The organism is Bifidobacterium sp. LH_413 (assembly GCF_056357015.1).
In genome coordinates this window covers 653,263-673,201 of sequence record NZ_JBKEVK010000001.1, presented here as the reverse complement: position 1 = coordinate 673,201, position 19,939 = coordinate 653,263, and the positions used below count along the sequence as shown (strand labels likewise).

General features: G+C 67.7%; 14 protein-coding genes and 1 other RNA gene. 3 read left to right on the top strand and 12 right to left on the bottom strand.

Annotated elements, in window-relative coordinates:
* Nucleotides 1-6 precede the first annotated feature (6 nt).
* On the bottom strand, nt 7-2,022 hold the full coding sequence (locus AC1AYN_RS02570; RefSeq protein WP_476531876.1) for a glycosyl hydrolase 115 family protein: 2,016 nt from the start codon (nt 2,020-2,022) through the stop codon (nt 7-9).
* Nucleotides 2,023-2,191: 169 nt separating this feature from the next.
* On the opposite strand from AC1AYN_RS02570, the gene AC1AYN_RS02565 reads away from it, so the two are divergent.
* The gene (locus AC1AYN_RS02565; protein WP_476531874.1) at nt 2,192-4,441 is read left to right on the top strand and encodes an extracellular solute-binding protein; all 2,250 of its coding nucleotides are present in this window, start codon (nt 2,192-2,194) and stop codon (nt 4,439-4,441) included.
* Nucleotides 4,442-4,610: 169 nt separating this feature from the next.
* On the opposite strand, the gene secA is transcribed toward AC1AYN_RS02565, so the two are convergent.
* On the bottom strand, nt 4,611-7,532 hold the full coding sequence (secA, locus tag AC1AYN_RS02560) for a preprotein translocase subunit SecA (protein WP_476501877.1): 2,922 nt from the start codon (nt 7,530-7,532) through the stop codon (nt 4,611-4,613).
* Nucleotides 7,533-7,829: 297 nt separating this feature from the next.
* Nucleotides 7,830-8,498: a ribosome hibernation-promoting factor, HPF/YfiA family gene (gene hpf, locus AC1AYN_RS02555; RefSeq protein WP_476501878.1), complete on the bottom strand. Its 669-nt coding sequence runs from the start codon at nt 8,496-8,498 to the stop codon at nt 7,830-7,832.
* A gap of 268 nt (nt 8,499-8,766) precedes the next feature.
* On the opposite strand from hpf, the gene rnpB reads away from it, so the two are divergent.
* Nucleotides 8,767-9,143, top strand: an RNA gene (rnpB, locus tag AC1AYN_RS02550) — RNase P RNA component class A.
* A 77-nt stretch (nt 9,144-9,220) separates the two neighbouring features.
* Here the strand turns inward: rnpB and AC1AYN_RS02545 are convergent.
* From AC1AYN_RS02545 to AC1AYN_RS02515, 7 genes are all read right to left on the bottom strand, one after another.
* Nucleotides 9,221-9,781 (bottom strand): regulatory protein RecX, encoded by a 561-nt coding sequence (locus tag AC1AYN_RS02545; protein ID WP_476531872.1) that lies wholly within the window; start codon nt 9,779-9,781, stop codon nt 9,221-9,223.
* Between the two features lies 1 nt (nt 9,782).
* On the bottom strand, nt 9,783-10,994 hold the full coding sequence (gene recA, locus AC1AYN_RS02540) for a recombinase RecA (RefSeq protein ID WP_476531870.1): 1,212 nt from the start codon (nt 10,992-10,994) through the stop codon (nt 9,783-9,785).
* 295 nt (nt 10,995-11,289) lie between these two features.
* Nucleotides 11,290-11,523: a DUF3046 domain-containing protein gene (locus tag AC1AYN_RS02535; protein WP_476531868.1), complete on the bottom strand. Its 234-nt coding sequence runs from the start codon at nt 11,521-11,523 to the stop codon at nt 11,290-11,292.
* A 4-nt stretch (nt 11,524-11,527) separates the two neighbouring features.
* Nucleotides 11,528-12,043 (bottom strand): helix-turn-helix domain-containing protein, encoded by a 516-nt coding sequence (locus tag AC1AYN_RS02530; RefSeq protein WP_476501882.1) that lies wholly within the window; start codon nt 12,041-12,043, stop codon nt 11,528-11,530.
* A gap of 93 nt (nt 12,044-12,136) precedes the next feature.
* Nucleotides 12,137-12,733, bottom strand: coding sequence for a CinA family protein (locus AC1AYN_RS02525; protein ID WP_476531866.1), 597 nt, complete (start codon nt 12,731-12,733; stop codon nt 12,137-12,139).
* A gap of 1 nt (nt 12,734) precedes the next feature.
* Complete coding sequence (pgsA, locus tag AC1AYN_RS02520) at nt 12,735-13,379, bottom strand: CDP-diacylglycerol--glycerol-3-phosphate 3-phosphatidyltransferase (protein ID WP_476531864.1); 645 nt, start codon at nt 13,377-13,379, stop codon at nt 12,735-12,737.
* A 141-nt stretch (nt 13,380-13,520) separates the two neighbouring features.
* Nucleotides 13,521-16,349, bottom strand: coding sequence for an FtsK/SpoIIIE family DNA translocase (locus AC1AYN_RS02515; RefSeq protein ID WP_476531862.1), 2,829 nt, complete (start codon nt 16,347-16,349; stop codon nt 13,521-13,523).
* 125 nt (nt 16,350-16,474) lie between these two features.
* Between AC1AYN_RS02515 and AC1AYN_RS02510 the strand changes: the two genes are divergently transcribed.
* Nucleotides 16,475-17,266 carry a Fic/DOC family protein gene (locus tag AC1AYN_RS02510; protein WP_476531860.1) on the top strand — a complete coding sequence of 264 codons (792 nt, stop codon included), beginning with the start codon at nt 16,475-16,477 and terminating at the stop codon, nt 17,264-17,266.
* A gap of 81 nt (nt 17,267-17,347) precedes the next feature.
* Here AC1AYN_RS02510 and miaA read toward each other — a convergent pair whose 3' ends face one another.
* Nucleotides 17,348-18,388, bottom strand: a complete 1,041-nt coding sequence (gene miaA / locus AC1AYN_RS02505; protein WP_476531858.1) for a tRNA (adenosine(37)-N6)-dimethylallyltransferase MiaA — start codon at nt 18,386-18,388, stop codon at nt 17,348-17,350.
* Complete coding sequence (gene miaB / locus AC1AYN_RS02500) at nt 18,375-19,823, bottom strand: tRNA (N6-isopentenyl adenosine(37)-C2)-methylthiotransferase MiaB (protein WP_476502026.1); 1,449 nt, start codon at nt 19,821-19,823, stop codon at nt 18,375-18,377. The genes miaA and miaB overlap by 14 nt, the downstream gene beginning before the upstream one ends.
* Nucleotides 19,824-19,939 lie beyond the last annotated feature (116 nt).

Here is a 19,939-nt window from a genome sequence, read left to right as displayed (position 1 = left end):
CGGCGCTCAGTGCCGCCACTTGGTCTTCATGGCGGCGAAGATCTCGTCGTCGGTGGGATGGTTCTCCATGTTCATGATCACGAACACGTCCTTCTCCCATTCGGGGTAGGTGAAGTCGCGCAGCCACTGGTAGTAGTGGGGGCCGTCGCCGACGCACCTGAGATAGCCCATGAGCTGGCGTGCGACCCACGCGGACTGCTTGACGTCGGTCAGGCAGTCGTTGCGCCAGAAGCCCGCCCACTTGCCGTGTTCGCGGTCGCGCATCGCACGGTCGCCGGCGTCGAACTCCTCGGCCGCGAGACCGGCCGCGTAGAACGCGTGCTTCCAGTCCTCGTCGTATCCGGCGAGGAGGGCGTCGCACACGTGCACGGAGGCGGCCACCGAGTGTTCGTAGATGCCGGCTTCGACGCCGATCGAGTCGCGGATGAGCTCGGCCGCCGCGTCCTGCCCGCGCAGTTCGGCGGAGATGGCCGCGAGCTCGACGTGGTCCGCCAGGTCGGCGTAGCGCGCGACGGCCGGGGCGATCAGATCGCGGTAGAACGTGATCTGCTCCTTGAGGCTCGCCGCGTCGTGCATCCAGCGCAGGTCCTGCGCCGGGGCCTGGCGGTCCCTGAGCCACTGGGTGACGAGCATGCGCGGCACATGGTTGAAGTACTGCTCGCCGGCATGGTCGTCCCAGTTGGGCCCGTACTGCACGGAGGCCTTCCAGTACTCCTCGTACAGGTCGAACACGGCGTCGGCGTTGTCCTCGCCGTAGTAGTCGGCGGCGTACGCGCGGGCGGTCTTCTCGAAGTCGATCGATCCCTCGCGCCAAATCGCGGCGATGAAGTTGAGGAAGTAGACGTGCGGCTTGATGTTGGAGGCGTTGACGATCCACACGTCGTCGCCGCCGTTCGCGATCACGTCCTCGAGCTCCTTGGCGACAAGCCTCGGGTCGTTGCAGATGTCGGTGGTGTGGTTGGCGGCCTGCAGGTCGTAGAAGCTCGCGTGGTAGTAGATGCCGTTGTCGCCGTCGTTCGTCGGCATGGCGGGCACGCGCGGGTTGTTGTTCTCCTGGCGGCGGGAAACCATGCGCCCGAAGCCGTTATCGGCCCAGATCTTGGCGACCTGCTTCGGGTAGGTGAGGACGCCGGCGCGGTAGAGCTCCATCGCCTCGCCATAGAGGTAGATCACGCACTGGGCGCCCGGGTCGGCGTCCTGCACCATGTCGTACTGGCGCTGGATGATCTCGCTCAGCAGCCTGCCACGCGCCTCGTCGGTGGCGTAGCGCGGGTCGAAGTTCCAGAACGGCTGGTCGCCCTGGCCGCGGAAGCCGAGCGTCCACACGGTGCGCTTGCCCTTCTGCGCCTCGATGGCCTCGCGCCACAGGGCCTCGAAACGCGGCTCCTCCTCGGGCCACTTCGGCCGTACGCCCGGGTAGGCGGAGGCGAACATGCGCGCGCCGAGCGGGCAGGCGTGGTGCTGGTTGATGTAGAAGCCCATGTCCTGGGCGAGCTTCAGATGCGGCTCGCCGCGCTGGCCGGAGCCGGGGATGACCATGTTGCCGCCGAGACGGTACACGGTCTCGAAGGCGAGCCTCCACGGCTTCTCCTTGTCGTTGTCGACCTGCCAGTCCTCGAGCAGGACCTCGTCGTTGATGAAGAACCCCTTGTACTTGACGGCGGTCGGCTTGGACGCGAGCGTGAAGTCGTCGGCGACCTCGATGGCCGGGACCGGCGCGAACCGCTGGTCGTTCCAGAACCAGAGGTCCTTGACGCCGAGCACCTCGCGGCTGACGGCGTAGAGTCCGTAGATGAAGCCGAAATCGTCGCCGGCGTGGATCTCCAGGCCGCCGCCGGCGACGCGCACCTCGTAGGTCTCGGGATCGCGCGGCTCCTCGACGAGCACGATGTCCGCGCCGGGCAGGTCGGACGGCGCAATCGTCGCACCGAGGTCGCGTTCGATGTCCTCGACGGCGAAGGACACGGCGCGCGACGGCGTCGCGCCCGTCACCTTCGTCGCGGATGTGATGGTTATGGACATGGTTCCTCCAAGTGAACTTGTCTCCTGCGTGTAATCCGTTCCGGGCTTCCACGCCCGGAACCGTTGACAGGATTCATGTTCGCGCGAATCACCATCCCCATTGCGCTTGTTGCCCAAGGTTGCCATAATCTCGGTGGAAGATGTTGCTCATGATTCGGAAAGGCACGTCATGGGACGGAAGACCACCATCTACGACATCGCCCGCGAGGCCGGCGTCAGCCCATCGACCGTCTCGAGGGCCCTGTCCCAGCCGGGACGGATCTCGGCGAAGACCGAATTCCGCATCCGCGGCATCGCCGAACGGCTCGGGTACCTGACGCCCGACCGGGACGGCTCCGGCGAGGGCCTGCCGCCCACCGGCATGCTCGCCGCCATCGTGCCGACCCTGAACAACGCCCTGTATACGTCCGCGATCAACGCGATGCAGCGCCGATTGGAACCCAAAGGGTACGGACTCATCACCCTGGACACCGACCAGCGGCCCGCCATCGAACGCAGGGCCATGTCGTACGTGATGCGCAACGTGGACGGCGTGGCGCTGCTCTCCTCGAGACTCAGCGAACCGGACATCCGACGCATCATGCTGGTCAAACCGGTCATCCTGCTGAACCGGACCATCCCCGGGCTCACGAGCGTCACGGTCGATGCCGCCCACGCCATCGACGACGCGGTGCGTCAGCTGAAGAGGACCGGGCATTCGTCCATCACCTATCTGGCGGGCCCCGCAGGCTCCTGGTCGAACGAATACCGACGACGCTACATCCGTGCGGCTGCCTTCCGCTACGACATGACCTACCGCGTGGTGCGCGAATGCGATCCGAGCATCGCCGGCGGCACCAGGGCCGTCGACCAATACCTCATCCGCCCCACCGACGCGGTATTCGCGTTCAACGACGATCTTGCGGCGGGATTCATCGCCGCGGCGAGACGCAACGGACTGCGGGTCCCGGAGGACGTCTCGGTAATCGGCTTCGACAACACGGAGATGTCGTCGATGCTCTCCCCCACGCTCGCCACCATCGACATGAAAGCCTCCGACATGGCCGTCACGGCGGCCGACGCGCTTGTCGACTCGGTGCGCAATCCGTCGGTAGTCCGCCCCGAGCCCATCACCTTGGAGGCGACGTTCGTGCCGCGGGACTCGCTGGACCCGCATAAGCGATCGACGATGAAGCTCGGACCATACGCGGAGATCAAACGCTCGAGCGACACCATCGTCATCACGATGCTGTCCAACGCGTTCAACGAGACGATGCCGCGCATCAACGAGTTCATGCGCACCCACCCGCACATCGTCGTCGACCCGATCGAGGGACGCACGCAGGAGAACACGCTGTCCCTGTACTGGGAGCGCGTCATCAACCACCGGTCCGTGCCGGACGTGATCAACGTCGAACGCACCGCCCTGCCCCAGCTCGCGGCGTCCGGCGCGCTGCAGGACCTCACCGACGAACGGCTCGAACGAGAACTGGGCTCGCTCGTGGACAGGGCGGCGTTGCGGTCCGCGCACTACGCCGGCAAACTGTACGGCATCCCCGGCGACCAGTCGCAGACCGTGATGTTCTACCGTTCCGACCTCCTGGAACGCTACCGGCTCAAGGTGCCGCGCACCTGGGACGAGTTCTACGAGGAGGGCGTGGCGTTGCGCACCCGCAACCCGCGGCGGTTCATGGGCGTGCTCGACACCAACGACGTGCAGCATTACCTGTCGTTCTTCCGTGCGGCGGGCACACGTCTGTGGAGCGTACGGGACTATTCCACGATCGAGTTCCATATGACCGACGACACGGTGGTCTCGGTCGCCCGGTTCATCCAGCAATGCCTTGACGACCACGTCCTCAAGGCCGAACCGTTATGGGACAACCGGTACATGACGGCCCCGGAGTCCGGCGAGTACCTGACCATCACCCACGCCAACTGGCTGGGCAAGATCCTCGCCTCCTCCTATCCGGCGGACAGGGGGCTGTGGAAGGTGGCGTTGCCCCCGGCGTTCGCCGACCCCTCGATGGTGATGACCTCGGAGATCGGCGGCTCGACGTTGGCGATCAGCGCGGGGCTTCCCAAGATCCGCCGGCGGGCGGCGTTGACGTTCATCCGATGGTTCCAGCTCGATCCGGCGTCGGTGGAGCTGCGCGCGCCGGGAGGCGTGTCCGCGGCGGCCGGCTACGTCGAGGATCTGACGCGCCGCGGCGCCATCGACCCGTATTTCGACCAGCCGATCTACGACGTGTACGCCAAATCGGCCGCGCGCGTGAACCGCGACTGGGACAACCTGCCGTTCTACAGCCAGCTCGACGCCGAGTTCACGCGCATGATCGCGCCTGCGCTGCGCCCCGGCGGCGACAGCGCCGCACTGCTGGGCGAATGGGAACGGCGTCTGAAGGCATACGCCGTCTCGCAGGGGTTCACCGTGCGCTGACGAGGCTGCGCCGGCCCGACCGCGTCATGCCGGCGCAGAAGCTCCCGCCGCGCGCATTCCCCGCGGCATACGCATAATCCCCCGCCGATGGGGGCACTGAGCTGCCCATCGGCGGGGGATCGTCATCGCGACGTTCATGACGTCGGATGCGTCAACGACGCGTCACGGCTCACTTCTCGTTCTGGCCGTGGCACATCTTGTACTTGCGGCCCGAACCGCACGGGCACGGGGCGTTGCGGCCGGTGCCCGGGAACGTGCGGCCGTCGGCCCACGGGGTCTTCAGCTCCTCGCTCTTCGGACGCTTGTTGGCCGGGACCTTGCCCTCGGCGTGGCTGATCGGCGCGGGGCCGGAGATGGCGGACGTGGTCTCGCCGGCCTCGGACGCCTTCGCGGCCTCTGCGATGGCCTCCTTCTCGGTCTCGTCCTGCTCGGACTCCTCCTCGACCTCGCCTTCGGCGGCCTCGGCCTCGGTCTCGCCGTCCTCGTCGGGGCCGGCGGCCTCGGTGGCGGTGGTGATGCCGAGCTCGCTTTCGGTGGCGTCGACGGCCGCGTCCTCGTCGGATTCGGTGGTCGTGTCCTCGGTGCGGGCGACCTCGCGGATGTCCACGTGGAAGAGCAGCTGGACGGACTCCTCCTTGATGGCCTCGACCATCGAGTTGTACATCTGGTAGCCTTCGCGCTGGTATTCGACCAGCGGGTCGCGCTGGCCCATGCCGCGCAGGCCGATGCCGTCCTTGAGGTAGTCCATCTCGTACAGGTGCTCGCGCCACTTGCGGTCGAGCACGGCGAGCACGACGCGGCGCTCGAGCTGGCGCAGGCCTTCGGCGCCGAGCGTCTCCTCGAACTCGGCGTACTTGGCCTTCGCGTCGGCGACGATCACGTCGCGCACCGCCTCGACGGCCTTCTCGCCCTTCTTGCCTTCGGCGGCCTCCTTGACCTCGTCGACGGTCACCTCGGTCGGAATCACGGTGTTGAGCGCCTTGAACAGGCCCTCCCAATCCCAGTCCTTCGGCTTGTCGGAGCCGTTGTTGGCACCCTTGACGTAGCTGGTGACGGTGTCGGAGATGAAGCGCAGGATGTCCTCGTGGATATCCTCGCCCTTGAGCACGGCCTGGCGCTCGGAGTAGATGACGGTGCGCTGCTTGTTCATCACGTCGTCGTACTTGAGCACGTTCTTACGGATCTCGAAGTTCTGCGACTCGCGCGCCTTCTGCGCAGTGCGCACGCCCTTGGAGACGCTCTTCGCGTGGATCGGCTCGCCCTCCGGCAGGCCCTTGGCCATGACGCGGGCGACGAGCTGCGTGTTGAACAGGCGCATCAGGTCGTCCTCGAGGGACAGGTAGAAGCGGGACTCGCCCGGATCGCCCTGACGGCCGGAACGGCCGCGCAGCTGGTTGTCGATGCGGCGGGACTCGTGGCGTTCGGTGCCGAGCACGTACAGGCCACCGAGCTTCTTGACCTCCTCATGCTCGTCCTTGACCTGCGCCTTGACCTCGGCGAGGGTGCCCGGCCAACGCTTCTCGTACTCCTCCGGGGTGTCCTCCGGGGAGTAGCCCTCGGACTTGAGCTTGGCGTCGGCGAGGAACTCGACGTTGCCGCCGAGCATGATGTCGGTACCACGGCCGGCCATGTTGGTGGCCACGGTGACGGCGCCCTTGCGGCCGGCGACCGCGACGACCGCGGCCTCCTTCTCATGCTGCTTCGCGTTGAGCACCTGGTGCGGGATCTTGGCGACGTCGAGCAGCGTGGAGACGACCTCGGAGCTCTCGACGGAGGCGGTGCCGAGCAGCACCGGCTGGCCCTTGGCGTGACGGGCGGCCACGTCCTTGACGATGGCGGCGAGCTTCTCCTTCTTGGTGCGGAAGATGAAGTCGTCCTTGTCCTGGCGGATCATCGGGCGGTTCGTCGGAATCGGCAGCACGCCCAGCTTGTAGGTGCTCATGAACTCGGCCGCCTCGGTCTCGGCGGTACCGGTCATGCCGGCGAGCTTGTCGTACATGCGGAAGTAGTTCTGCAGCGTGATGGTCGCGAACGTCTGGTTCTCGGCCTTGACCTCGACGCCCTCCTTCGCCTCGATGGCCTGGTGCAGGCCCTCGTTGTAGCGACGGCCGGGCAGGATGCGGCCCGTGTGCTCGTCGACGATGAGCACCTCGCCGTGGGTGACGACGTAGTCGCGGTCGCGCAGGAACAGCTCCTTCGCCTTGATCGCGTTGTTGAGGTAGCCGATGAGCGCGGTGTTGCTCGGCTCGTAGAGGTTGTCGATGCCGAGGAAGTCCTCGACCTTGGTGATGCCCGGATCCTTGATGCCGACGACCTTCTTCTTCTCGTCGACCTCATAGTCCTCGTCGCGGGTGAGCTTGAGGACCAGCTTGGCGAAGGTGCGGTACCAGCGGGTCACGTCGCCTTCGGCCGGGCCGGAGATGATGAGCGGGGTGCGGGCCTCGTCGATGAGGATGGAGTCGACCTCGTCGACGATGGCGTAGTGGTGGCCGCGCTGCACCAACTCGCTCTTCTCCCACGCCATGTTGTCGCGCAGATAGTCGAAGCCGAACTCGTTGTTTGTGCCGTAGGTGATGTCCGCGTTGTACTGCTTGCGGCGTTCGGCCGGCTTCTGCTCGGTGATGATGCAGCCGACGTTGAGGCCCAGGAAGCGGTAGATGCGTCCCATGAGCTCGCTCTGGTAGCTGGCGAGGTAGTCGTTGACGGTGACCACGTGCACGCCCTTGCCCTCGAGCGCGTTGAGGTAGCTCGGCAGCGTGGCGACGAGGGTCTTGCCTTCACCGGTCTTCATCTCGGCGATGTTGCCCCAGTGCAGGGCGGCACCGCCCATGAGCTGCACGTCGAAGTGGCGCTGGCCGAGGGTGCGCTTCGAGACCTCGCGCACGGTGGCGAACGCCTCGGGCATGATGTCGTCGAGCTTCTTGCCGTTGTCCAGCTGCTGCTTGAACTTCGGGGTCTGCGCCTTGAGCTCCTCGTCGGAGAGCGCCGAGATTTCGTCCTCGAGCGCGTTCACGGCCTTCGCGACGTTCTCGAGTTTCTTGATCTGCCGGCCCTCGCCCATGCGCAGTGCCTTGTCAACGATATCTACCACTGTTCGCTCCTGTGTCGTTACCTTGGACCGCCCATCCGACGCGGCCCGCGCGGCCTGGACCGCACGTCCGTGTCGCGCCTGCGCGGACACACTGCCGATTATCTTACGCGATAATCGCGATAAGCCCGCACATTTTCCTCATATTCGGCGGCCTTTTTCGCCGACGGCCGGCGGGAGGACGCCAACGAAACCGTTTTCCGTCCCGCACGCATCGGGCCGCGCATACGATGAGGGGGCCGCGCCACCATGGGCGCGGCCCCCTCATCGGTCAATCGTGTCGGATGCGTCGAATCGACGTCACTCGGCGGCCTTCACGTTCTCCGGGGTGTCGATCTCGAACACGCCGTAGCTCCAGCCGTGACGGTGGTAGACGACGGACGGACGGCCGGTCTCCTTGTTGACGAACAGGAAGAAGTCGTGTCCAATCAGCTCCATCTCGTACAGCGCCTCGTCGATGCTCATCGGCTCGGCGATGTGAAGCTTGCGACGGATGACGATCGGGGTGTCGCCCACCTGGACCTCGACGGACTCGCCGGGGCCGAGATCCGAGGCGACGGCCGCGGCCGGGCTGTTGTTCGGCTCCTCCTCCGGAGCCTCCTCCTCGACGACCGGCGGCTCGACGACGCCCATGTCCACCGGGACGGGGTTCGTGTAGCCGCGGCGGTGGTCCTTGCGGCGGTCGCGCGTGCGGCGCAGACGCAGCGTCAGCTTGTCCATCGCCAGGTCGAGCGCGCTGAACTCGTCGGCGCTCGATGCCTCGGCGCGCACCACGGTGCGGCCGGCGATGATGGTGATCTCCACGCGCTTGGCGGTATCCGCCTGACGCGGGTTGCCCTCATGCGACAGCACCACCTGGGCGCGCTGCGCATCGGGCGCGATAGCGGTCACACGATTCATCTTGTTCTCTACGACATCACGGAACCTGGGCTTGACCTGCGTGTGACGTCCGGTAACGACGATTTCCATGTGGACCTCCCTTAACTCAAGCGGTTGCCCGCTATTTGCGTTCCGTACGGCGTCTTCACCGTCCGGGTACGCCCCATTCTAGACGAACCGGGCGTTAACGGCGGGAGAACTCGCGGAAAGAATACCGGTTCTTCGTCATTTCCCCGACGCATACGTGCAACATCCGCGTGATTGCATGGATTCCGCATGGACGGGAGCCGACGCGCCCCGCGTGTCTTCCAGCGTCCGTCGAGGCGACGTGTCGGACGGTCGTGTATAGTTGTGCGGTCGAGACCCCTTGATGGCCGCGGCCCAGGTCCCGCATGGGACTCGGGCTGAGGAACTTCCGGGCTCCGCAGAGCACGATGGCGGATAACGTCCGCCCAGGGCGACCTGAGAGATAGCGCAGCAGAGAACAGACCGCCCGTCCTCGACGGGTAAGGGTGAAACGGCGGTGTAAGAGACCACCGGACCCCTGGCAACAGCGGGCCGCATGGCAAGCCTCATCGGGAGCAAGGCCAAGCAGATGGCGGTAAGGGCTGCTCGCCCGTGCCATCGGGTAGGCTGCTAGAGCCTGGCGGCGACGTCAGGTCGAGATGGATGGCCATCCGTGCCGCGCGTTCGCGCACGGCACGACAGAACCCGGGGTATAAGGGGTCTCACCTCAATTCCTGATCCCCGCTCGCGGTTCCGACGGATACGACGGAACGATGGGCCATGATGGCCCCGGGCGGAGCGACGGTTCACCGGAACAGTTCCGACGCGACGCGACGCAGCGTCTCCGCGTCATGTCCCTTGCGCCCGCCTGCCGACCAGAACCGGCGCATGCGCACCTGACGGTCGAGTCCTTCGGTCTTGCGGGCGACCTTGCGTCCCAGCTCCCATGCGGCGTCCTCGAAGGCGCCGTCGGCGTCGGCCTCGCCGGCGACCTCCTCGGCCATCGACCGCGCGACGCCCTTGCGCGTCAGCTCCGCGACGGCGCCGCGCCGGCCCATCATCCTGCCCACGCAGTAGCGCATCGCGCTTTCGGCGTATTCACGATCGTCGAGCAGACGCACCTGGATCAGACGGTCGATGACGCCGTCGACCACATCCTCCTCGTAGCCTTTGCCCAGCAGACGGTCGCGAAGCGCGCCGGATGCGCGCGGGGCCGCATCGAGCAGGCGCAACGCCGCCTCGCGGCAGGCGTCGAAATCCGCGGCCCCATCGCGGGCGGCGCCACCGGATGTTCCGGGCACATCGTCCCGCGCCGCGGGGATGGGAGGCTTCCCCATCCCCGCGAGAAACGACTCGGCGCTGATCACGTCAGGCCTTGGCCGTCGTCTTGGCGTCCGCCGACAGCTTCGCCGACGTCTTCGCCGGCGCCTTCGCGGACTCGTTGGATTCGCTGGCGGCCACCGACTCGGTGTTCGCGTCGGCCTCGGAGGCGGCCTTGGTGGCGTCGTCCTCGGCGAACTGGTCGGTCGGCTGGATGAGGCCGAACTCGGCCTTGACCTTGTTCTCGATCTCCTCGGTGATGGCCGGATTATCCTTGAGGAACTGGCGCACCTTCTCGCGGCCTTGGCCGAGCTGGTCGCCGTCGTAGGTGAACCAGGAACCGGACTTCTTGACGACGCCGACCTGGATGGCCATGTCGAGCGCGGAACCCTCGCGCGAGATGCCCTCGCCGTAGAGCATGTCGAATTCGGCGGACTTGAAGGGCGGGGCCATCTTGTTCTTGACGACCTTGACGCGCGTGCGGTTGCCGATGGCCTCCTCGCCGTTCTTGATGGTCTGGATGCGGCGGATGTCGAGACGCACCGAGGAGTAGAACTTCAGCGCCTTGCCGCCGGTGGTGGTCTCCGGGCTGCCGAAGAACACGCCGATCTTCTCGCGCAGCTGGTTGATGAAGATGGCGGTGGTGCCCGCCTGGGCGAGCGCGCCGGTCATCTTGCGCAGTGCCTGGCTCATCAGCCTGGCCTGCAGGCCCACGTGGCTGTCGCCCATGTCGCCGTCGATCTCGGCCTTGGGCACGAGGGCGGCGACCGAATCGACGACGATCACGTCGAGCGCGCCGGAACGGATGAGCATGTCGGCGATCTCCAGCGCCTGCTCGCCGTTGTCCGGCTGGGAGACGATGAGGGAGTCGGTGTCGACGCCGAGCTTGCGGGCGTACACCGGGTCGAGCGCGTGCTCCGCGTCGATGAACGCGGCCACGCCGCCCTTGCGCTGCGCGTTGGCGACCACGTGCAGCGCAAGTGTGGTCTTGCCCGACGATTCGGGGCCGTAGATCTCGATGACGCGCCCCTTGGGCAGGCCGCCGATGCCGAGGGCCATGTCGAGGGCGAGCGAGCCGGTGGGGATGACCTCCACGTTCTGTTCGGGACGGTCGCCGAGCCTCATCGCCGACCCCTTGCCGAAGCTCTTCTCCACCTGCGCCAGCGCGGTGTCGAGCGCGGCCTTGCGGCGCGCGTCGAGATCGTCCTTGCCGCCGGCCGTCTGCCCTTTGCCCGATGCGGCGCCCGTCTTCTGTGCCATGATGTCCTCCTTCGCGGTTGCGGCGGATCTGCCGTTCCCACGGTATGGGACCGACCCGGGCCACGGCAAGACGGGACCGCCCCTGTGGTCGGAGCCCCTCCCCCGGCCGCATCTCATACGACGCGGGGAAGGCGGCGAACCCAATCGGGACAACGGTTCCGGCCCGCAGCGCGGCAACGCCACGCGCAACGCAGTTGGTTATCGCTGTGGATAACTATAGCGCACAGGCACGAACATTTGTTCGACTTCACGACATGCACACAAATCGGCGCGGCGCGATACGCGACCGCCGGCCTCACCGCGCGGGCATCGGCGGCGCGTTATGATCCCGTCCCCAGCGCTCGGAGTCGGGAACCCCCATCTGGTCGCACAGTACGTTCCACACCACACGAGGTTCCTCCCCCGCGTCCAACGCCTCGACGACGGTCATGTTCGCCAACCGCGGCAGCTGCTGGTCATGGGAGAGCGCCCGTCCGTAGCTCCGGCCGAACACCTCCTCGAGCAGCTGCCAGAACTCGCGTTCCCTCACCGGCTCAGGCTCCGATCATGTCGAGGCGGTCGGCGACCATGCGCAGCAGCTGCGCGGTGCTCACGCCGAGCGCCTCGGCGATGGAGCTGAGCAGCTCGGAGCTGGCCTCCTTCTGGCCGCGCTCCACCTCGGACAGGTAGCCGAGCGACACGCCGGCCTTCTCGCTGACCTCGCGCAGCGTCTTGTGGTCGCGCGTGCGCAGATCGCGCAGCACACGGCCGATGGCCTCGCGCAACGTCAGCTCGGCCGGTTCGCGTTCGGCTTCGCGCCTGGCGTCGGACTGGACCGCGGCGCGCGCCGGACGCTCCTCGCCGTCGGCCTCCTCCCACATGCGGCGGCGGGCCTCCTCGGCCTCGGCCTTGGCCTTCTTCGCGGCGCGCGCCTGGATCATCTGCTGCTGGGCGAACATGACGGCGCGGCGCTGCGCGGGCGTGAGCTCGCGCATGCGGGCGGCGCCGGGGCGGACCATCGCCGCGGCGGGGTTCATCGTCGTCTGTTCGGTTCGCGTCATCGTCTCCATGTTCCCATCCCTTTCCTACGGGGTCTCGTATCGCTCGATATCACTTCCAACAGCCCGACGGCACGGACTATTCCCAGAGCGAAGCGGGAAACTTCAGAAAGTTGATGTGAACTGGCTCACGTTTTGCAGGACGCGCAGCACGGTACGCTCCCGAATCTGCTGCCTGGTGCCGTCAAGCCGCAGTTCGACAGCGACGGTGCGACGGCCGTGGTCGTCGGTCGCGTCGAGACGGACCGTGCCGATCGGCGTTTCCGCCCCGATCCACGTCTCCCGCGGATCCGGCGCGAGCGCGGCCGCCGGCGCGGGAAGCGACACGCCGATGTAGACGAGGCCGGCGGGCTTGTCGCCGTCCGGACCGGGCCCGGCGACTCCGGTGGTGGCGAGACCAATCACCGTGTCGCCGTCCTCCGGCTGCGCGTACAGACGCGCCGTGGCGATGGCCATCTGGCGCGCGACCTCCGGGTGCACGGCGCCTTCGCGGGCGAGCAACGCACGGTCGACGCCGAGGATGGACGCCTTCGCGCGGATGTCGTAGGTGACCGCCGAGCCGAGGAAGACGGCGGAGGCGCCGGGGATGCGCACGAACGCGTCGGCGAGCAGCCCGGCGGTCAGCGATTCGGCGCATGCGATCCTCAGGCCGCGCGTCTCGCAGGTCCTGAGGATCGCCGCGGCGAACGTGTCGCGCTGCACGTCAGCGCTTCCTCGATCCGATGAACGTGTTGTAGAGGTACACGCCGCCGGAGTAGAGGCACAGGACGAGGGCCACGTAGAGCAGCGCGTAGGTGAGGAAGTAGTAGGCGCTCAGCCACATCGGCATGGCCTGCCCCTCGTCGAACACCCACAGCGGCAGCAGCAGCATGGCCAGGCCGATGCACTGGAAGAGGGTCTTGAGCTTGCCGGGCCATGCGGCGGCGATCACCTTGCCGCCGGGGCGTTCCATCACGAAGAAGCGCATCACGGTGATGCCGATCTCGCGCACGAGGAACAGGATGGTAGCCCACCACGGGAATTCGGCGAACACGGAGGCGACGACGAGCGTGCCGCAGGTGAGCAGCTTATCGGCGATCGGATCCATGAGCTTGCCGAGCTCGGTCACCTGGTCGTACTTCCTGGCCATCCATCCGTCGAGCTTATCGGTGGAGGCGGCGATGATGAAGATGATCGCCGCGGCCCAGCGCAGGGTCTGGTCGTCGCCGCCCCACGGGCCGGCCTTCACGTACAGCACAAGGAACACCACGACAAGCACGATGCGCGAGTAGGTGACGAGGTTCGGCGGGGCGTTCCATCCGTCCAGCAGTGACGGCTTCTTGTTTTCTACGATCTGTTCGTCGGTCATGGTCTTCACGTTACCCTCACTGCTCTACCTCGGGAAGGGAACGGTCTGACGGATTCCTGTAGGAATCCCAAGAGGCCGTCCCGTTCTTCCATCTTCCCGTCTTCCCGTCGCGTCGCGCCCGCGCCCGCGCCGGCGGAACCGTCACGCCTGCGTCGCGCCCGCCGACTGCGGCGCGGGGCCGTCGCCGCGGATGAACGCGAGCACCGTCTGCAGGTCCTGCGGCTGGACGAGCACCTGACGCGCCTTCGAGCCTTCGGAGGGACCGACCACGCCGCGCGACTCGAGCAGGTCCATGAGACGTCCGGCCTTCGCGAAGCCGACGCGGAGCTTGCGCTGGAGCATCGACGTGGAGCCGAACTGCGTGGTGACGACGAGCTCGGCGGCCTGCAGCAGCACGTCCATGTCGTCGCCGATCTCCTCGTCCGGCTCGTTGCCCTTCTTCTCCGCCTCCTTGGCCATCTGCTCGATGTCCTCGCGGTATTTCGGCTTGCGCTGGGTGCGCACGAACTCGACGGCCTTGCGGATCTCCGATTCGGACACCCACGAGCCCTGCACGCGCTTCGGCTTCGCCTCGCCCATCGGCAGGAACAGGGCGTCGCCCTGGCCGATCAGCGTCTCGGCGCCGGTCGTGTCGAGGATGACGCGCGAATCGGTGGCCGAGGAGGTGGCGAACGCGAGCCGGGACGGGATGTTCGCCTTGATGAGGCCGGTGACCACGTCGACGGACGGGCGCTGCGTGGCGAGCACGAGGTGCACGCCGGCGGCTCGCGCCAGCTGCGTGATGCGCTGGATCGAGCTTTCCACGTCGTTCTTGGCGACCATCATCAGATCGGCCATCTCGTCGACGACCACGAGGATGTACGGGTAGGGCGCGACCTTGCGGTTCGAGCCGGCGGGCGCGTGCACCTGTCCGGCGCGCACCGCCTTGTTGAAGTCCTTGACGTGGCGGAACCCGAAGTATTCGAGGTCGGAGTATCGCGCGTCCATCTCCTTGACGACCCATTCGAGCGCCTGCGCTGCCTTCTTCGGATCGGTGATGATCGGCGTGAGCAGGTGCGGGATGCCCGCGTACGCGGACAGTTCCACGCGTTTCGGGTCGACCATGATGAGCCGCACCTGATCGGGCGTGGCGCGCATGATGATCGACGTGAGCATCGAGTTGATGAAGCTCGACTTGCCGGAGCCGGTGGCGCCGGCGACCAGCAGGTGCGGCATCTTCGTGAGGTCGGCGGTGACGAACTTGCCCTCCACGTCCTTGCCGATGCCGGTGAGCATCGGATTCGGGTCGGCGAGCGCGCCCTGCGAGCGCAGCACGTCGCCCAGGTGCACGATCTCGCGGTCCTCGTTCGGGATCTCGATGCCGATGGCGGATTTGCCGGGGATCGGCGAGAGGATGCGCACGTCGGAGCTGGCGACCGCGTAGGCGATGTTGCGCTGGAGGTTGGTGACCTTCTCGACCTTGACGCCCGGCGAGAGCTCCACCTCGTACTGGGTGACGGACGGGCCGCGCAGGAAGCCGACGACCTTCGCATCGACCTTGAACTGCTGGAACGTGGAGGTCAGGGCCCGGATCACGCGGTCGTTGGCGGGGGTGCGGGCCGCATGCGGCTTGCCTTTGACGAGCAGGTCGAGGTCCGGCAGGCGGTACGGCGGCTCGGCCGTTTCGACCGCCTCTCCGGCCCCGGTCCCGGCTCCCCCGTTCGCGTCGCCGGTGTCGACGATCTCGCCGGAGACCGGATCGACGTGTGGTTCGGACGGGGCGGAGGCCGCGGGAACGGCGGGGGTCATGTCCTGTTCGCCGGTGTCGGCGCCGTAGGCGCCCGTGCCGGCTCCCATCGCCACGGTGGCGGGCTGCGCCGTATGCGCGGGCACCACGTCGGCCGCGGGCGCGCCGGCGGGCAGGTCCGCGGCGGCGCCCATCACGGTGGTCGCGTCGTCGGCGGCGGAGGCGATCGGTGCCCACGGGTCGGCGTAGGTGGGCGAGACGGCGGGCAGGTCGAGCGAATCCGGTGCGATGACGGTGGTCTCGGCGGCGTCGCCGTGATGCTTCGCGGCGACGCGGAACGGATCGTCGGCGTCGTACCGGTCGAGCGACGGGTCGTCGCCGGAACGACGTCGCGAGAACAGGCGCGACAGCCATCCGAACGCGCCGGAGCCGCCGCGCGACGCGGCGTCGTCCGTCCCGTCCTCGCCGTCGTGCGCGGGCACGCCGTCGGCGAACGCGATGGTGCCGTCGCCGACGCGCACCTCGTTCGGGAAGTCGTCGTCGCGTTTCTCGTCGTCGGCGGAACGCCCCTGGACGCGCGCGACGATGCGGCGGCACAGTCCGGGCAGATCGGTGACATGCAGACCCGAGATGAGCAGGAGCGAGAACAGGCCGACGATGACGAACACGACGATGGCGAACGCCCGAGAAAGGCCCCAGGCGAGCGGCGACCCCAGCGCGTAGCCGATGAGGCCGCCCGCGTTCTGGATCGCGGTCCAGTCGAATCCGGGCGTGCCGGCGGCGAGCGCTACGTCGATGATCGAGCAGACCGACCACAGAAGCATCACCCATCCGGTCATGACGCGCGGATTGCCGGACCCCCGGCCGGAGTTGCGCATCAGCCGGAACGCCACGAGGAACAGCAGGATGGGCAGCATGACGCTCATCACGCCGAACACGCCAGACGCGAGGGCATGCAGGAGACGGCCGAACGGCCCCTGGACGCGGAACCATTCCGACGCGCAGAACAGCACGCCGAACACGAGCAGCGCGAAGCACAGGCCGTCACGGCGGTATGCGGGGTCGAACTCGCCCACGCCGGACACGGAACGGACCGCGGAGCCCAGCGCGCGCGGCACGGCGAGCAACGCGCGCCGCCACCACGGTTCGTCCATGTAGTCCCCCTCGTTCACCGGATCCATGCGACGGGTCCGCCCGTCGTTCGCGCCGGAACCGGCGCCTCTGCTTCCTCGTGTCTTTGCCATAGCGCACTCCAATGTAGCGAATCGCTCGTACCGTGGCGCGCATGCCGCGCGAATCATCGTCAATTCCCCATAACGGCGGGCGAGGGAACGCCCCGGCGCATGCGTCGTGGTTTATCATGGGTTGCATGACTCCAGCCGAACGTGCGAGCGCAGTCGCATTTGCACTGAAGAACTGCGCGTTGGATTCGATGAAGCCGGGCGATGCGACGATGCGCGCCGCGGCCGACTATGAGGCGGGCCGGATCGACGTGGGCGCCCTCATCGACGCGGCGGACGGCGAGACGTCCCATGTGGTGGGCGCCTCGCGGCTCGCGGACGGTTCGCTCGACGACCATGCGCGCGACCATGCGGCATCCGTGTTCGCCCGCACCGTGCTGCTGGTCGAGCGCCCGTGGCGGCCGACCGGCGACCTCGACGAGCTGACCGCCATCCACAAAGGGCTGTTCGAGGGCGTGTTCGACGACGCGGGCCGTCTGCGCACGTCGGACACGTCGCGTGGCGTGACGAACGACACGGCGCTCGCCCACAACCCGGAGGCGTTCTTCCCGGCCGGCCTGATCGAGACGGGGGCGCTCAACATCGCCACCGAGCTGGCGGAGCGGCGCAATCTGCAGGCGTTGGACCGCGGCGAGTTCACGCATCGTCTCGCCCACGTCTACGACGAGCTCGGCTACCTGCACCCGTTCCGAGGCGGCAATGCGATGACGCTGCGCATGTTCGCCTCGCGTCTCGCGCACGACGCTGGCTGGGACCTCGACTGGGGCCCGGTGACTCGCGAGGCGTACAAGGCGGCGAAGCACGCGGCCTACTGCGGCGACACGTCCGGCTTCGAGCGCATGTTCGCCGCGATCGTGCGTCCGGCGAATCCGACGCGCGTGTTCCTCATCGCCGGGTTCGAGCAGGGCCCCGCGCACTGACGGCTTCCGGCGGGCCGACCCGCATCGACGAGGCCCCGGGACGTTCACGGGAACGTTCCGGGGGCCTCGTCGCGTCCGCGGTCAGGCGATGTCGCCGAGATGATGCTGGACGTATTCGTCGGCGTGCGCGTCGATCGCGTCGTAGTCGCCGGCGTCGGCGTGCGCGATGATCGCCATCGCGTTGTCGACGAGCCGCGGGTTCAGCGCCTCGAGCCAGTGGATGCGCGGATCGCGGCCGAACCATCCCATCTGCTTGCGGGCGAGACGGCGCGTCTTCTGCGCGATGTCCGCCCAGGCGTCCTCCTCCTCGTCCCACATGCCGTCGAGCAGGTCGATCATCTGCTGGTAGCCGAGCGCGCGGCCGGCGGTGAAGCCCAGATGCGGGCGCAGGCGGCGCACCTCGTCGAGGAAGCCGTCCTCGCGCATCCTCGCGGTACGGATGCCGATGCGCCGGTCGAGTTCGCGACGGTCCAAGTCGAGGCCGATCTGCACGGACGGGATCACGTAGCGGTAGCGCGGCAGGCTCGCCGAATACGGCCTGCCGGTCAGTTCGATGACCTCGAGCGCGCGGATCGTGCGGCGCGGGTTACGCGGGTCCATGCGCGCGGCGGCCTGCGGATCCTTCGCCTTGAGCTCCTCGAACAGCGCGGTCGCGCCCTCCGTCCTCTCGCGCTCCTCGAGTCGTGCGCGGATCGCCGGATCGGTGCCGGGGAACGAGATGTCGTCGATGGCGGCGCGCGCGTACAGGCCGGAGCCACCGACGAGGATCGGGCGCACGCCGCGCGCCTTGAGGTCGGCGATCGTGTCGCGCGCGAGCTTCTGGAAGCGCGCGACGGTCATCGTGTCATCCGGGTCGATGATGTCGATGAGATGGTGCGGCACGCGCGCCTGCTCCTCCTTCGTCGCCTTCGCGGTGCCGACGTCCATGCCGCGGTACATCTGGTAGGCGTCCGCGTTGACGATCTCGGCCTTCTGCCCCGCCGCGGCGAGACGCTCGGCGATGGCGATGCCGAGACCGGTCTTGCCGGAGGCGGTGGGGCCGACGATCGAGACGACACGCGGCTCGGCGGCCGGCGTTCCGTTCCCGGCGGAGGAGGCCGAAGACGCTTCAGTGGCGGACATGGTAGGTCTGCCCCTTCCTCGGATCCGGGTCGGCGATGAGGTTGTGGCGTCCCGCATGCGTGACGGTCGCGGTCACGAAGTCGCCGATCCGCGGCGTCGGCTCGCCCTCCGGCACGCCGATGTGGACGAGCACGCCGGTCTTCTCGCGTCCGGTGACGCGGTGCGTGTCCGAATCCTTCTTGCCCTGCTGACCGGTGACCATCACCTCGACGTCACGTCCCTCGAACGTGGCGAGGTTCTCCTCGGTGATCTGCTCCTGCAGCGCGACGAGACGTTCGAACCGTTCCTGGACGACGTCGTGCGGCAGCTGCTCCATGGCTGCGGCCGGCGTGCCCGGACGCGGCGAGTAGATGAACATGAACGCGGACGAGAAGCGGGCCTCGCGCATCACGTCGAGCGTGGCCTGGAAGTCCTCCTCCGTCTCGCCGGGGAAGCCGACGATCACGTCGGTGGAGATCTGCGCGTCGGGCATGGCGGCGCGGATGCGGCCGAGGATGTCGAGGAACCTGGCGGAACGGTAGGATCGGCGCATCGCCTTGAGGATGCGGTCGGAGCCGGACTGGAGCGGGAAGTGCAGCTGGTGCATCACGTTCGGGGTCTCGGCCATCGCGGCGATCACATCGTCGGTGAACGCGGCCGGGTGGGGCGAGGTGAAGCGCACGCGCTCCAATCCCTCGATCTCGCCGCAGGCGCGCAGCAGCTTGCTGAACGCGTACCGGTCGCCGATGCCGTAGCCGAACGAGTTCACGTTCTGGCCGAGCAGCGTGATCTCCTTCGCGCCGCCGGCGACGCAGCGGCGGATCTCGTCGAGGATGTCGCCGGGGCGGCGGTCGCGCTCCCTGCCGCGCGTGGTGGGCACGATGCAGAACGTGCACGTGTTGTTGCAGCCGACGGAGATCGCCACCCACGAGCTCACGCGGGAGGCGCGGGCGGCGGGCAGGTCGCTCGGCATGTGCTCGAGCGCGTCGGTCACCTCGACCTGCGGCTTGCCGGTGGCGCGGTTCTGGTCGAGCAGGCGCGGCAGCGAGTCGAGGTTCTTCGTGCCGAACACGGCGGACACCCACGGGGCCTTGTCGGCGATCTTCCGCCTGTCGATCTGCGCCATGCAGCCGCCGACCGCGATCTGCAGATTCGGACGGTGGAGTTTGACGCGGTTGTACCGGCCGACCGTGCCGTACATCTTCTCGGTGGCGTTCTCGCGCACCGCGCACGTGTTGAGCACGATCAGGTCGAGGTCGCGCGAGGCGACCTGCTCCTCGGTGGCGGGCACGTAGCCATCCGCCTCGAGCACGCCGGCGATGCGCTCCGAATCGTGCACGTTCATCTGGCAGCCGAGCGTGTCGATGTGGAACACGCCCTTGCCTCGCCGGCCGGCGATGGCGGCCGCGTCGGCGGTCTCGACGTCGTATGAGGCGCGCTCCGCCTCGGTCATCATGTCTTCATTCACAGCGTTCCATTCTATGGGACGGCCGGGTCACGGCATGTCCCGTACATGGTATGCGACGCGGACGGAGCGCGGGGTGACCATGGGTGCCCGGCATCGACGGCACG

What these genes read in the sequence shown, in the direction of transcription:
- pgsA (WP_476531864.1), bottom strand. Translation starts at nt 13,379, where the DNA reads ATGACCGACGAACAGATCGTAGAAAACAAGAAGCCGTCACTGCTGGAC.
- hpf (WP_476501878.1), bottom strand. Translation starts at nt 8,498, where the DNA reads ATGGAAATCGTCGTTACCGGACGTCACACGCAGGTCAAGCCCAGGTTC.
- miaB (WP_476502026.1), bottom strand. Translation starts at nt 19,823, where the DNA reads ATGATGACCGAGGCGGAGCGCGCCTCATACGACGTCGAGACCGCCGAC.
- miaA (WP_476531858.1), bottom strand. Translation starts at nt 18,388, where the DNA reads ATGTCCGCCACTGAAGCGTCTTCGGCCTCCTCCGCCGGGAACGGAACG.
- AC1AYN_RS02570 (WP_476531876.1), bottom strand. Translation starts at nt 2,022, where the DNA reads ATGTCCATAACCATCACATCCGCGACGAAGGTGACGGGCGCGACGCCG.
- AC1AYN_RS02510 (WP_476531860.1), top strand. Translation starts at nt 16,475, where the DNA reads ATGACTCCAGCCGAACGTGCGAGCGCAGTCGCATTTGCACTGAAGAAC.
- AC1AYN_RS02515 (WP_476531862.1), bottom strand. Translation starts at nt 16,349, where the DNA reads ATGGCAAAGACACGAGGAAGCAGAGGCGCCGGTTCCGGCGCGAACGAC.
- AC1AYN_RS02530 (WP_476501882.1), bottom strand. Translation starts at nt 12,043, where the DNA reads ATGGAGACGATGACGCGAACCGAACAGACGACGATGAACCCCGCCGCG.
- AC1AYN_RS02565 (WP_476531874.1), top strand. Translation starts at nt 2,192, where the DNA reads ATGGGACGGAAGACCACCATCTACGACATCGCCCGCGAGGCCGGCGTC.
- recA (WP_476531870.1), bottom strand. Translation starts at nt 10,994, where the DNA reads ATGGCACAGAAGACGGGCGCCGCATCGGGCAAAGGGCAGACGGCCGGC.